The following is an 11,664-nucleotide window of genomic DNA, read 5'->3' as shown; positions in this document are numbered from 1 at the left end:
GGCGAGGCTCAGTCGTGCCGCTTGCTTCCGCATTCAGCGAAAAATCCTTTGACGACTTGCCCGACTGGCGAGACGACGACCACCTAGGCGCCTTTACGGCCTTTCGCCACTCGGCCTTCCATGTCCTGACCAAGCCATACCGAACCGGCGCCCTGGGCGTCGGCTTCGATGCTTTTGCCGGCGCCTATGCCGAGGCGCGCGCTGTTTCGGAACCGAATCGGTGCGAGGCGCGGGCTTTCTTCGAGCGGCATTTCGTTCCGATGCTGGTCAAGGCAGAGAATGGCGCGGGTCTCGTCACCGGCTTCTACGAACCTGAGGTCGAGGCCTCGCCGGTTAGAACAGAGCGGTTTGTCGTGCCGCTGCTGTCGCGGCCGGCCGATTTGATCGACATCGACGACGCCAACCGGCCGGCCGGCATGGATCCCTATCTGGCTTTCGCGCGTGAGACATCGGCGGGACCGGTCGAGTATTTCGACCGCGGCGCGATCGAGCGCGGCGCGCTTGACGGTCGGGGCCAGGAGATTGCCTGGCTGGCCGAGAAGGTCGATGCCTTCTTCGTCCATGTCCAGGGCGCGGCGCGCCTGAAGATGATCGACGGCAGGCTCAGCCGCGTCACCTATGCCGCCAAATCCGGCCAGCGTTTCACCGGTCCCGGCAAAATTTTAAGCGATCTCGGCGAGATCCCGCTCGATAAAGTGACGATGCAGTCGATCCGTGCCTGGTTCAAGGCGCATCCGCAGCGCATCGACGAGATCCTCTGGCAGAACCGCTCCTACATCTTCTTCCGCGAAGCGCCGGTCGAGGATGCCTCGCTTGGCCCGATCGCCGCCGCCAAAGTGCCATTGACGCCGGGGCGGTCGGTGGCTGTCGACCGGCTGCTGCACACCTTCGGCACACCCTTTTACATCGACGCGCCGACGCTCACCGCTTTCGACCAGAAACCGTTCCGGCGGCTGATGATCGCGCAGGACACCGGCTCGGCCATCACCGGGCCGGCGCGCGGCGATCTCTTCGCCGGCTCCGGCGACGCCGCCGGCGAGATTGCCGGCGTGGTGCGCAATGCCGCCGATTTCTACGCGCTGGTGCCGCGCGCGCTGCTTGACGGAAGGCGCCGATGAGCCGCCGTGACGACAAGCTCAGCGAAGACGATCGCATCCTGTGGAATCTCATCGCGCGTACGGCGCGGCCGCTCAAAGGCAGGACCGCGGTGGAAATCCCCGACATCATCGAGCCGAAGCCCGAGCCGGCGGCCGCTCCAGTCAATGGCGCCCCGACCGCTGCCGCAAAGCCCAAGACGCAGCATGTCTCGCATGTGCTCGACGACCAGACGCTCAACAAGCTGAAGAAAGGCCGGCTGCCGCTCGAAGGCCGCGTCGACCTGCATGGCATGACGCAGGACGAGGCCTATTCGCTGCTGCTAACCTTCCTGCATCGGGCGCATGCCGGCGGCATCCGCTATGTGCTGATCATCACCGGCAAGGGCTCGTCGTCGGGCGGCGACGGCATCTTGCGCCGTGCCGTGCCGGCCTGGCTGTCGACGCCGGCCTTTCGTCATCTGGTCTCCAGCCACGACCATGCCGCCCGCAACCATGGCGGCTCCGGCGCGCTCTATGTGCGGCTGAGGCGGACACGGTCATGAGGACGCCTAGAGCAATTCCAGGAAAAGTGCGTAGCGGTTTTCCGTCTGGAATAGCGTCAAAACAAAGAGATGGGGCGGTTCGCCGCTTCCGCGAAGCGGTGAACCGTTCCAGATGACGCCGTTCGGCGAAAAATTGCGCGCTCTGCGCGCCGAACGTCGCGTCAGCCAGAAGGCGATGGCGCAGGCCATCGGCGTCAGCGCCGCCTATCTTTCGGCGCTCGAGCACGGCCGCCGCGGCGCGCCGACCTGGACGCTGATCCAGAAGATCATCGGTTATTTCAACATCATCTGGGATGATGCGGAGGATCTCGCCCGCCTCGCCGAGAGCTCGCACCCAAGGGTGCGGATCGACACGTCCGGCCTGTCACCGGCAGCGACGGAGCTGGCCAACCTGCTGGCCGAGAGCATCGAAAAGCTCGACGAGGCCGAGTTACGGAAAATAACCGCGTCGGTTAGGACTGCGCTCGGACGGCGGATGTAGCCCATCCGCCGCGTCGCGAGTGCCCCGCTGGCGCTTGCGTTCGCTTCATTTTGAAGGCGTACGCCGCAGATAGTCTCTGTCAAATCAGAACTTGCCGGCTCCGTTGGTATTGCTGCCCCGGCCGCCCTTGTCGCCATGGCCCTGACGACCGTTGCCGCCGCCCAGGCAATCCGAACCGCCGGCGGTGCAGCAGCGACCGGCCCACAGATCATGAAGGTTGGTCTTGGCGCAAGACACAGTCTGGTCGGCCAGAGCCGATCCGGTCAGGGCCGATACCGCGACAGCGGCGAGGAAGGTATTTCGCAAAAAAGCAGTCATTTGAATTCTCCATGGTTGGGTTTCTTGTCCACGGCTGTGTGTCGCAGACCGCGAGAAAATGGTTCATGGAGTTTCACAAAAATCGTCGTGTCGGCCGGTTTTGGCTCTTGAGCTCCCACTTCCGTCACGATGCGGACGTGCAGGACCGGAGGGTCTCTCTTAACCTTCGGATGTGGGAAAGATGCCGCGAGGGCCTCGGCCTCTGCCATGACGAAGCAACGGCCGGTCGCTTCGGAAAGCTTACTGCACCGATCCGACCAGCACCGCCTGGTCTTCGCGGATCGATACCCAGCGCCCGGTGTTGTCGATCGCCTGCCGCTTGAGGAAGCGGTAGCCGGTGGCGTCCCAGACTTTGACCTTGTCGGTCAGATTGTCGAGGACGTAATCGCCCTTGTCGGTGCGCACCGTCAAAACCGAATGGCCTTCGCCGTCGGGCTTGCGCACGACGGTGATCAGAAGGTCGGCGAGCGAAATCCCCATGCGCGAAAGCTGGCGGCGCTTTTCGAGCACATAGTCCTCGCAATCGCCGTAGCCATCGTCCGGATAGGCCCAGACTTCGTCCTTGCCGTAATGATCGAGATCGCTCATCGGCTTGACGGCGGCATTGACCCTGGCGCTCACATTGATCAGCTTGCGCAAGAAACCGTCGGTCATCCTGGCCGGCGCCAGATTGGCCGGACGGATGTTGCATTCGCTTGGATGCAACTTGCAGAAATCATAATGTCCGATCGGCTGCGAGGTCAGCCCGCCGGTGACCATCGCGCCCGCTGCCCAGGCCGGCACGGCCCAGTGGGCTGAGATCGTCAGCCCTGCAACCGCGCATAAGCGCAGTATTCGCGTCATCGCTGAGGAAGTCATTGTCCCCGCCGCCCTGTTTGTTAACAAAACGTTAAAAGGGATTTACACTCCGTGTCAATTAGCGATGACGGCTAGTTGGCGTCATGGTTACCTGCGCGATCCCGACCGCGGCACTTTCGCAACAGAGGCGATCGCACAATGCAGCAAGGCCGCGCAATGGCGGCCGGCGGCTACGCTTTTGTCCAGCTCAGCTCCTGGCGGAACGGACCAGCTTCGGCTTCGCGGCCACCCGATGCTGACGGCCATAGCTGGAAATGAAGTCGGCGATACGCGGCACGATTTCCGAGCGGAAGCGCGAGCCGTTGAAGACACCGTAGTGACCGACGGCAGGCTGCATGTAATGCGCATGCCTGTCGGCCGGGATGTTGACGCAGAGATCATGCGCGGCCTGGGTCTGGCCGAGGCCGGAAATATCGTCGTTCTCGCCTTCGATGGTGAGCAGCGCCACGTTGCGGATCGCCTTCGGATCGACCGGCTCGCCGCGATGCATCATCTCGCCCTTGGGCAGGGCGTGGCGCACGAACACCGTATCGACCGTCTGCAGGTAGAATTCAGCGGTCAGGTCCATGACCGCCAGATATTCGTCGTAAAAGTCGCGATGCTTCTCGGCATTGTCGCCGTCATGCTTCACAAGGTGCATGAAGAAATCCTTGTGGGCGATGATGTGGCGGTCGAGGTTCATGCTCATGAAGCCCGACAGCTGCAGGAAGCCGGGATAGACCTCGCGGCCGAAGCCCGGCACCGGCCAGGGCGCCCGCATCACGACATTGTCGCGGAACCAGTCGATGCCCTTTTCCTTGGCCAGAAGATTGACCGCGGTCGGGTTGCGCCGCGTGTCGACCGGACCGCCCATCAGCGTCATGGTCGAGGGCACGAAAGGATCGCTGCGCTTTTCCATCAGCGCCACCGCCGCCAGCACCGGCACCGAAGGCTGGCACACCGCCATGACATGGGTGTCGGGGCCAAGCGCATGGAACATCTCGATGACGTAGTCGATATAGTCGTCGAGATCGAAGCTGCCCTGCGACAGTGGCACCATACGGGCGTCGACCCAGTCGGTGATATGCACGTCGGCGTAAGGCAGCATCGCTTCCACCGTGCCGCGCAGCAGCGTCGCGTAGTGGCCAGACATCGGCGCCACGATCAAAAGCTTGGGGTCAGGCTTGCGGCCCGCCGGCACCGAACGCTCGAAGCGGATCAGATTGCAGAATGGCTTCGACCATACGGTCTTTTCGCTGACATCGACGCTCTTCCAGTCGACCACGGTCTTGTCGAGGCCGAATTGCGGCTTGCCGTAGCGGCGCGTCGTTCGCTCGAACAGTTCCGCGGTCGCCGCCACCGAGCGGCCGAGGGCTGTGTGCGAAATCGGGTTGAGCGGGTTGGAGTAGAACAATCGAACCGCATCGGCATAGAGGCGCGCGGGCTGCAGCGCCGCATGGTTCAATTCGTAAAGCTGGTAGAACATCAAGAACCCCGCTGCTGCCCGACCACCGAAGGGACGACGGGCAGCGCCGAGCCTTGAATGTCTCGCAGTGAGGTTAACAGCATATTGTTGCGATGCAATACGTCAACTGGCGTGACGAATGCACCTTTGGTCCAACCTGTTGAAAATCGGCCTTGGGCGCCAGAGCCGGCTCAATGTGCGCTGCCGAAATGTGAAGGATATGTGTCCGGCCCCTCTTGCCGGACACTTCACAAACTAGATCCGCGCCATGCAGACGGCGGTCTGGCCTGAACCGATGAAACCCAGCTGGCCCGCGGCGCCGCGGGAGAGGTCGAGCACGCGTCCCCTCACGAACGGTCCGCGATCGTTGATGCGCACGATAACGCTACGGCCATTGCCCTTGTTGGTGACTCTGAGCTTAGTGCCGAACGGCAGAGTGCGATGAGCGGCGGTCATTGCCGAGGGGTTCATGCGTTCCCCTGAGGCGGTTCTGGAATGCAGCGCATACCAGGAAGCGCGGCCGCATTGCGCGGCGGCGGAGGAGGCGGACGAAGCTCCGGCCATCAGGCCAGCCGCGATCGTTACCGCGACAAGCGCGGTCTGGTTGGTTTTCTTCATGCTTTGGGGATGGCTCCGTTACAGATAGGCCCCGCCGTATGTGCCGAATGAGGCAGGAAATGCGGCGGGTATCTGGCGGTTCCATGGCAACGGCACACGTTTCGCTACGCAGCGAAACAGTTTGTCATGATATTTCTTGTACCGAACAGGCGTATTCTCGATGAACATCCGGCCGATTCCGGGGATATCTTGCGCAAGATCGGTCATCAAGATTCAAGTAGAAAGAAGCGGAACTGCGTCGCTTCCTTCAGCTCCTTTGGTGCGTGCCCGCTGCCGTTCAGGATCGACTTTCAAAGAGGGGTTGGCCGATGCGTTTGATCAGGATTGTGCTGGCGCTGATTGTACTTGGCATCGGCGCGCTGTGGTCGCTGCAGGGCATCGGGCTCGTCCAGGGCAGCTTCATGACCGGACAGCGACAATGGCTCTATATCGGGCTCGTCACCATGCTGATCGGCATCGTCGGGCTCCGCTGGGCGAGCCGCTCGCGCGTTTGAGCGCCGACGGAGCGCTATCCCTTCTCCCCTTGCGGGAGAAGGTGTCGCCGAAGGCGACGGATGAGGGGTGTTCCAGGGAACGCCGACGTCTCACTCCGCTGGAACACCCCTCATCCGTCTCGGCGCTGCGCGCCGATCCACCTTCTCCCACAAGGGGAGAAGGGGGTGCTGTCCCGCCTGCCTCAGGCTGCCTTGGCGACCGGCTTGGCCGATTTGACGTGCGTAACGCTGCGGCGTCCGTCGACGCTCACCGGCACATCGCCGTCGACGGTGGCGCGGCGCACGATGCGCTGCTCGCTGCCATAATCGTTCACCGCGTAATGCTGCGTGGCCCGGTTGTCCCAGATGGCGACGTCGCCGGCCTGCCACCGCCAGCGCACCGTGTTCTCAGGCGCGGTCACATAAGTCTGGAACAATTCGTAGAGCTTTGAGGAGTCGCTCTTCGACAGGCCGACAAAACGCTGCACGAAATTGCCGAGCAGCAGCGAGCGCTCCCCGGTTTCCGGATGAACGCGCACGACCGGATGCTCGGTTTCGTAGACGGTCGAGGTGAAGACTTCCTCGAAATGCTTCCGTTCCTCGGCCGAAGCGCGGGGACGGACGGCGGCGTAGTCGTAGACATTGCTGTGGATGGCCCAGAGGTTCTCCGCCAGGAGCTTGAGCGGATCCGGCAGGCTTTCATAGGCGGCATGCGTGTTGGACCAGATTGTATCGCCGCCGGCCGCCGGAATGACGACGCCGCGCAGCACGGAGAATTTCGGATAGGCATCCACGAAAGTGACGTCCGTGTGCCACTGGTCGGCGCGGCCGCCGCCACGGCTCGAATCCAGGTTGAGGATCGAAGCGGTGCCGGCGATCGGCCCTTGCGTCGGATGCGGCACAAGATCGCCCAGGCGCCGCGCGAACAGCTCGTGCTCGGAATCGTCGAGATGCTGCTGGCCACGGAAGAAAACCACCTTGTGCTTCAAAAGCACCTGGTTGATCGATTGGATGGTGGCGTCCGACAGGTTTCCATCGAGGCGAATGCCCCGGATCTCCGCTCCGACGCGGGCGGTGAGCGGGATGACTTCAATCGCGGAAATGGCGTCGTTGGCTGCTGTTGGGTCACTCATGGAAATCTCCTCGTTTCTGTTGGGAAGGCAAGGGCCGGGCGATCACTGGGACCAGTACTGCCAGGCCCAGTAGAAACTCTCGTCGCGCGGCGGCAGGCGATCGCGCTCGCCGGCAGGCGGGACTGGCGTCGGCGTTTTCGGGTCGTCCGTTGACCGGCTGTCGCTCTGTGGGAGGCGCAAAAGCCAGCTGCCGACATGGGCGAACAGCACGGCGGTGGAATGGGTCATGTTTTTCTCCTTCGCTCCGTTCAATCCCGCCCCGCCCAGGGCACCAGACCCCAGTGAAATCCGATTGCCTTTCTATCGTCTGTTAATTCTATCGGGTTTGTAGAGTTAAATCCTTCCAACCAAGCGGGCTTTGTTGGAAAAGTGTCGCTCGGTAGCGACGGCAAAAGCGCAAAGGCGGTCGCGCGGGTATTTCGCGGAGCAGCCTTCGATCACCTTGGCGATTGGCGGGGCTGTCTATTCGGTCGTCATCCAAGGGCGAAGCAGGAGCGCAGCGACGCGCGCAGACCCTAGAATCCATGCCGTGACATGGAGGCGACGCAACGGCGCAGAACTGTCCGGTGTGTTGGGGTCTTCATTCTGCCCCGTAGTGCCTATCATAGATGTAACGGCATGGGTCCTAGGGTCTGCGCGACGCTACGCGTCGCTTCGCCCTAGGATGACCGCGCTGTGTGGCCCTTCCGTGAAGGCCCTCGGCGAACGAGAAATCCTCCTGTCATCCCGTCTGAGCGAGATCCATGCTTCAAATGGCGGGCGAATTGGAAACCGGGTTTCGTGTGTGGATCGGTTAGTATAGTAATCTTATCAACATTGGGAGTGAGAGAACGATGCGCGACCTATTGAAGACCGTTCCGGCGATCGTTCGCGGCCCCAGGCCGCCGGCGGCGGTCGCCGCGCGCTGACCGCTCCGTTAGCTTTTCGGCTCGCAACCATGGTTGGACGCGGCAACTCCATCATCATTGTCGGCGGCGGCGCCAGCGGTGTCGTGCTCGCCGCGCATCTGTTGAAGTCGGCCAATCCGGATCTGCGCGTCACGCTGATCGAAAAGCGGCCGCATTTCGGCCAGGGCATGGCCTATTCGACACTGCTCTCGGCGCATGTGCTCAACGTCCACGCCTCCGGCATGAGCGCCTACGCCGACGACCCGGGCAATTTCGCCCGCTGGCTGCTGGAACGCGGCTTTGCCAAACCCGACCAGGGCCCTTTCTATGCGCCGCGCAGCCTCTATGCCCGCTATCTGCAGGACCTGCTCGACGAGCTCGAGGAACGTGAGCGCGAGAGCGGCCGGTTGCGGCTAATCCGAGAGGAGAGCCTGTCGATCTCGCCGACGTCGGCGGGCGTCGAGGTGGCGCTCGCTAATGGAACAAGCGTCGTCGGCCATCTGGCGGTGCTCGCCACCGGTCATGACGAACAGCCCGGCGCCTTCCAGGGCCAGGCCATCCGCATGGGTTCCGAGGGCGACAGCGCGCTCGAACCCGAAGCGCCGGTTCTGCTTCTGGGCACTGGCCTCAGCATGGTCGACGCCTTCCTGTCGCTGGAACAGCGCGGTCATCGCGGAGCGATCGTAGCTGTTTCGCGACGTGGGCTGCTGCCGTCGCCGCACCGCAAGGGCAATCCGATCAAGCTCGACGTCGCCGACATCCCGCTCGGCACGCAACTTTCCTATTTCGTCGGCTGGTTCCGCAACCTGATCCGCGAGACGCAGAAGGCCGGCGGCGACTGGCGCGACGTGGTCGATGGTTTGCGGCCCTTCAACCAGACGATCTGGCAGAACTGGCCGTCCTCGGCCAAGCGCCGCTTCGTCGAGCACACCAAGGCCTGGTGGGATATCCACCGCCACCGCATGGCGCCGGAAGTCTATGCGCGGGTCACCGAAGCGGTCCGGTCGGGCCGCATCCGGCTCGTCGCCGGTCGGGTCGTGGACGTTACGCCGAACGACGGCTTCGTCGTAAAGATCCAGCCGCGCGGCACGCAGGACATAGAGACCCTCGATGTCGCGCGCATCTATGACTGCATGGGCATTGCCCGCGACATATCGAGGACGTCGAATGGCGTCGTGCGCTCGCTGGTCGAGCGCTCGCTGGCGCGGCCCGACCCGCTGCGCCTCGGCCTCGACGTCACTGCCAGATGCGAGCTGATCGCGGCCGACGGCACGGTGTCGTCAAAACTGCTCGCCGTCGGTCCGCTGACGCGCGGCACCTTCTTCGAGATCGACGCCATCCCCGACATCCGCGTGCAATGCGCCAAGCTGAGCAAGCTTCTTTTAGGCTAGCCACCCAGCGCTTCGCAGACGACACGGGCAGTCTCGGCGCCCGAAAAATTCTGCTGTCCGGTGATCAGGTTGCCGTCGCGTACGGCAAAGCCGCGCCACAGGCCGGCCTGGATGTAGTTGGCGCCGATCGCTTTGAGCTCGTCCTCGATGCGCCACGGCATCAGATGCTTGCCGCGTTCCAGCGCGCCCATCTCCCAGGTGGCGTTGTCGGCGAAATCCTCCTCGACATTGGCAAAGCCGGTCACCGTCTTGCCGGCGGCAAGCAGCGACCCGTCGGCGCGCCTGGCATAGCGCAGGATGGCGGTACCGTGGCAGAGCGCGGCCGCCACCTTGCCGGCCTCGTGGAAGGCGACGAATGTCTGCTGCAGGCCGGTGGCGCGCTCATAGGTGAACATCGGCGACTGGCCGCCGGCGACGACGATGGCGTCGAAGCGCGCGACATCGATCTCCGAGACCGGCCTTGTCTCGTCGACCAGGGCTTGAAGTTTCGGGTTCGAGATGAAGCCGCGCGAAATGAGGTCGGTTTCCGAATAGCCCGAAGCGTCGCGCGGGTCGCTCAGCGCGTCGGCCTCGCATTTGCCGCCATCGGGCGAAAAGATCTCGACCTGATAGCCGCGTTCGGTGAAGGCGAACCAGGGATGGGTAAGCTCGCTGCACCAGAAGCCGACCGGCCATCCGGTCGTCGTCGAGACCGCCGGATTGGCGATGACGATTGCCACCCGCTTCGGGCTGTGCGCATTGACCGGATTGGGGTCCCGAACACTCATCTCGCTCTCCTCCTGATGAAACGCTGCCCGACAAGGTCGTGCTCTTCAACCCCGCCAGATGGCGGGGCAATTTCGCTTCCCGATCGTCCGGCGCTTGCCTAGGATCGGTGCATGACACAACGCGGTAGACTGTATGGCTGCCCGGTCGAGTTCGCGCTCGACGCGCTGGGCGGCAAGTGGAAGACGGTGATCCTGGCCAGGATCAAGCAAGGGCCGCTGCGCTATTCCGAGCTGCGCCGGCTGATCCCCTCGCTGTCCGATAAGATGCTGACGCAACGCCTGGCGGATCTGGTCGAGATCGGCTTCGTCGCGCTGGAGACATCGCCCGACGGCAAGGCGCGCTACGCCTTGACCTCGCGCGGTCACGATATCGCCGCCGCGCTGCAGGCGCTCTACGACTGGGGCGATGTGCATGGCCGCGCCGAGGGTGTCCGCTTCCGTACCGACATCGAGGCGGCGGCTTAGCTCAACGGGCATCAGTAAGAGCGCCGCGAAAGCCCGCGACATCGGTGACGATGGCTTCGCCAAGAAAACGCAGCGTCGCCATCGAGCGGTCGCGCGCCTCTTTGTTGCCGAAGCCGCAGGCGTCCTCGATCACGACTGCCGCGAAGCCATTGTCGGTTGCCTGCCGCGTCGTCGGCTCGATGCCGATCTCCATGGCGATGCCGGCGAGCGCCACCGCGCGCACGCCGCAATCGCGCAGCGCAAAGCCGAGCGCGGTGGAATCGAAAGCCGACATGGTCAGCTTGTCGAACACTGCTTCATCCGCGCGCGGCGCGAGCTCGGGCACGATCTGTGTCGCGTCGGCGTCGCGCGGGAACCAGGGCTGCACCGCGTCAGGACTGTCCAGGCGCTGCCAGGCCATCGCCGTGCGCAACTGCGAGGCACCCATCCAGGCCTTCGGCAGCGACAGATGGCGCGTGAACGCCACCCGCATGCCGGCCGAGCGTGCCGCCTCAAGCACGACGCCGATGCGGTCGACGATCGCCGCCGCGCCCTCGACCTGGTGGCAGATGCCGACTTGCATGTCGTAGACCACCAGCGCCATGCGGCGCGGATCGCACCACTCCGCGAGTGTCGTCGGGATTTCGATCCCGTCGCTGGAGCTGATCATGCCGCCGTCCGATCCCAGGGTTTGGCGATGTCGACGGCCGGGTCGAACAGGAACTCGAGCGGCAATGGCGCGTCGAAGGCGATGAAATGCCATTCGAGCAGGCCGGCCTTGGACAGCGGGAAATCGTCGGTGTAGCGCTTCGCATCCTCGACGCTATCGAGCTCGAAGACGATGATGACACCACCGACATCGGCGCGCGCATAGTTCTCGCGCACGATGCCCGCCTTCCACAGCCGCCAGACATTGGAGACCTCGTCGGGCAGATAGGGCCGCAACTCATCGAGCGTGACGCCGGGCTTGAAATTGTCATAGGCCAGAATCTTCATCGACCGTTCCTTGGCAATTGCTGTTCGCCCCGCACCCCGTTCGGCTAGCATGACGGAATCGGCACCGGCAACGAACGACATGGTGCGTTCGGGGCAGCTGCTAATCTCCCCCTCGAGGGGGAGATGTCGCCGAAGGCGACAGAGGGGGTCGCCGCGCGTGAAACGCCAGCCTCCTTCTGTATCAGGTAAGGCCGAGCCCGGTCGAACCGACCCCC

General features: G+C 63.6%; 16 protein-coding genes. 6 read left to right on the top strand and 10 right to left on the bottom strand.

Going from position 1 to position 11,664, the window contains the following annotated elements:
• Window positions 1–14: 14 nt before the first annotated feature.
• The 3 genes from mltA to ACVDG8_RS20025 all read left to right on the top strand — a co-directional run bounded on the left by mltA (window position 15) and on the right by ACVDG8_RS20025 (window position 2,120).
• The gene (mltA, locus tag ACVDG8_RS20035; protein WP_447256232.1) at window positions 15–1,118 is read left to right on the top strand and encodes a murein transglycosylase A; all 1,104 of its coding nucleotides are present in this window, start codon (window positions 15–17) and stop codon (window positions 1,116–1,118) included.
• Window positions 1,115–1,639, top strand: coding sequence for a Smr/MutS family protein (locus ACVDG8_RS20030; protein WP_447256231.1), 525 nt, complete (start codon window positions 1,115–1,117; stop codon window positions 1,637–1,639). Before mltA ends, ACVDG8_RS20030 begins: the two co-directional genes overlap by 4 nt.
• A gap of 112 nt (window positions 1,640–1,751) precedes the next feature.
• Entirely contained in the window at window positions 1,752–2,120 is a 369-nt protein-coding gene (locus tag ACVDG8_RS20025; RefSeq protein ID WP_447256230.1) for a helix-turn-helix domain-containing protein, read from the top strand.
• An 84-nt stretch (window positions 2,121–2,204) separates the two neighbouring features.
• On the opposite strand, the gene ACVDG8_RS20020 is transcribed toward ACVDG8_RS20025, so the two are convergent.
• From ACVDG8_RS20020 to ACVDG8_RS20000, 5 genes are all read right to left on the bottom strand, one after another.
• Complete coding sequence (locus ACVDG8_RS20020; RefSeq protein WP_447256229.1) at window positions 2,205–2,438, bottom strand: hypothetical protein; 234 nt, start codon at window positions 2,436–2,438, stop codon at window positions 2,205–2,207.
• 240 nt (window positions 2,439–2,678) lie between these two features.
• The gene (locus tag ACVDG8_RS20015) at window positions 2,679–3,296 is read right to left on the bottom strand and encodes a transglutaminase-like cysteine peptidase (protein ID WP_447256228.1); all 618 of its coding nucleotides are present in this window, start codon (window positions 3,294–3,296) and stop codon (window positions 2,679–2,681) included.
• A 187-nt stretch (window positions 3,297–3,483) separates the two neighbouring features.
• Complete coding sequence (locus ACVDG8_RS20010) at window positions 3,484–4,761, bottom strand: polyhydroxyalkanoate depolymerase (protein WP_447256227.1); 1,278 nt, start codon at window positions 4,759–4,761, stop codon at window positions 3,484–3,486.
• Window positions 4,762–4,995: 234 nt separating this feature from the next.
• Window positions 4,996–5,358: a septal ring lytic transglycosylase RlpA family protein gene (locus tag ACVDG8_RS20005; RefSeq protein ID WP_447256226.1), complete on the bottom strand. Its 363-nt coding sequence runs from the start codon at window positions 5,356–5,358 to the stop codon at window positions 4,996–4,998.
• An 18-nt stretch (window positions 5,359–5,376) separates the two neighbouring features.
• Complete coding sequence (locus ACVDG8_RS20000) at window positions 5,377–5,565, bottom strand: hypothetical protein (RefSeq protein WP_447256225.1); 189 nt, start codon at window positions 5,563–5,565, stop codon at window positions 5,377–5,379.
• Between the two features lie 101 nt (window positions 5,566–5,666).
• On the opposite strand from ACVDG8_RS20000, the gene ACVDG8_RS19995 reads away from it, so the two are divergent.
• Window positions 5,667–5,852, top strand: a complete 186-nt coding sequence (locus ACVDG8_RS19995; RefSeq protein ID WP_447256224.1) for a hypothetical protein — start codon at window positions 5,667–5,669, stop codon at window positions 5,850–5,852.
• Between the two features lie 182 nt (window positions 5,853–6,034).
• On the opposite strand, the gene ACVDG8_RS19990 is transcribed toward ACVDG8_RS19995, so the two are convergent.
• Window positions 6,035–6,964, bottom strand: coding sequence for a TauD/TfdA dioxygenase family protein (locus tag ACVDG8_RS19990; RefSeq protein ID WP_447256223.1), 930 nt, complete (start codon window positions 6,962–6,964; stop codon window positions 6,035–6,037).
• 42 nt (window positions 6,965–7,006) lie between these two features.
• Complete coding sequence (locus tag ACVDG8_RS19985) at window positions 7,007–7,192, bottom strand: hypothetical protein (protein ID WP_447256222.1); 186 nt, start codon at window positions 7,190–7,192, stop codon at window positions 7,007–7,009.
• A 709-nt stretch (window positions 7,193–7,901) separates the two neighbouring features.
• Here ACVDG8_RS19985 and ACVDG8_RS19980 point away from each other — a divergent pair.
• Complete coding sequence (locus ACVDG8_RS19980) at window positions 7,902–9,242, top strand: FAD/NAD(P)-binding protein (protein ID WP_447256221.1); 1,341 nt, start codon at window positions 7,902–7,904, stop codon at window positions 9,240–9,242.
• Here the strand turns inward: ACVDG8_RS19980 and ACVDG8_RS19975 are convergent.
• The gene (locus tag ACVDG8_RS19975) at window positions 9,239–10,009 is read right to left on the bottom strand and encodes a type 1 glutamine amidotransferase domain-containing protein (protein WP_447256220.1); all 771 of its coding nucleotides are present in this window, start codon (window positions 10,007–10,009) and stop codon (window positions 9,239–9,241) included. The two genes, ACVDG8_RS19980 and ACVDG8_RS19975, sit on opposite strands and share 4 nt — an antisense overlap.
• A 111-nt stretch (window positions 10,010–10,120) precedes the next feature.
• Between ACVDG8_RS19975 and ACVDG8_RS19970 the strand changes: the two genes are divergently transcribed.
• Entirely contained in the window at window positions 10,121–10,474 is a 354-nt protein-coding gene (locus ACVDG8_RS19970; protein WP_447256219.1) for a winged helix-turn-helix transcriptional regulator, read from the top strand.
• Window position 10,475: 1 nt separating this feature from the next.
• On the opposite strand, the gene ACVDG8_RS19965 is transcribed toward ACVDG8_RS19970, so the two are convergent.
• Both ACVDG8_RS19965 and ACVDG8_RS19960 read right to left on the bottom strand, forming a co-directional pair.
• On the bottom strand, window positions 10,476–11,123 hold the full coding sequence (locus ACVDG8_RS19965; RefSeq protein WP_447256218.1) for a cysteine hydrolase: 648 nt from the start codon (window positions 11,121–11,123) through the stop codon (window positions 10,476–10,478).
• A complete protein-coding gene (locus tag ACVDG8_RS19960; RefSeq protein WP_447256217.1) occupies window positions 11,120–11,449 on the bottom strand; it encodes a hypothetical protein in 330 nt (109 codons plus the stop codon). The genes ACVDG8_RS19965 and ACVDG8_RS19960 overlap by 4 nt, the downstream gene beginning before the upstream one ends.
• Window positions 11,450–11,664: the final 215 nt, after the last annotated feature.

This window comes from Mesorhizobium sp. ORM8.1 (assembly GCF_053005525.2).
This window is presented reverse-complemented; position numbering and strand designations above follow the sequence as displayed.

Excerpts from the sequence above, each read along its gene's own strand:
- ACVDG8_RS20010 (WP_447256227.1), bottom strand. The coding sequence starts at position 4,761 with ATGTTCTACCAGCTTTACGAATTGAACCATGCGGCGCTGCAGCCCGCG.
- ACVDG8_RS19965 (WP_447256218.1), bottom strand. The coding sequence starts at position 11,123 with ATGATCAGCTCCAGCGACGGGATCGAAATCCCGACGACACTCGCGGAG.
- ACVDG8_RS19995 (WP_447256224.1), top strand. The coding sequence starts at position 5,667 with ATGCGTTTGATCAGGATTGTGCTGGCGCTGATTGTACTTGGCATCGGC.
- ACVDG8_RS20015 (WP_447256228.1), bottom strand. The coding sequence starts at position 3,296 with ATGACTTCCTCAGCGATGACGCGAATACTGCGCTTATGCGCGGTTGCA.
- ACVDG8_RS19990 (WP_447256223.1), bottom strand. The coding sequence starts at position 6,964 with ATGAGTGACCCAACAGCAGCCAACGACGCCATTTCCGCGATTGAAGTC.
- ACVDG8_RS19980 (WP_447256221.1), top strand. The coding sequence starts at position 7,902 with ATGGTTGGACGCGGCAACTCCATCATCATTGTCGGCGGCGGCGCCAGC.
- ACVDG8_RS19975 (WP_447256220.1), bottom strand. The coding sequence starts at position 10,009 with ATGAGTGTTCGGGACCCCAATCCGGTCAATGCGCACAGCCCGAAGCGG.
- ACVDG8_RS20025 (WP_447256230.1), top strand. The coding sequence starts at position 1,752 with ATGACGCCGTTCGGCGAAAAATTGCGCGCTCTGCGCGCCGAACGTCGC.
- ACVDG8_RS20020 (WP_447256229.1), bottom strand. The coding sequence starts at position 2,438 with ATGACTGCTTTTTTGCGAAATACCTTCCTCGCCGCTGTCGCGGTATCG.
- ACVDG8_RS19960 (WP_447256217.1), bottom strand. The coding sequence starts at position 11,449 with ATGAAGATTCTGGCCTATGACAATTTCAAGCCCGGCGTCACGCTCGAT.
- ACVDG8_RS19970 (WP_447256219.1), top strand. The coding sequence starts at position 10,121 with ATGACACAACGCGGTAGACTGTATGGCTGCCCGGTCGAGTTCGCGCTC.
- ACVDG8_RS20000 (WP_447256225.1), bottom strand. The coding sequence starts at position 5,565 with ATGACCGATCTTGCGCAAGATATCCCCGGAATCGGCCGGATGTTCATC.
- ACVDG8_RS20005 (WP_447256226.1), bottom strand. The coding sequence starts at position 5,358 with ATGAAGAAAACCAACCAGACCGCGCTTGTCGCGGTAACGATCGCGGCT.
- ACVDG8_RS20030 (WP_447256231.1), top strand. The coding sequence starts at position 1,115 with ATGAGCCGCCGTGACGACAAGCTCAGCGAAGACGATCGCATCCTGTGG.
- ACVDG8_RS19985 (WP_447256222.1), bottom strand. The coding sequence starts at position 7,192 with ATGACCCATTCCACCGCCGTGCTGTTCGCCCATGTCGGCAGCTGGCTT.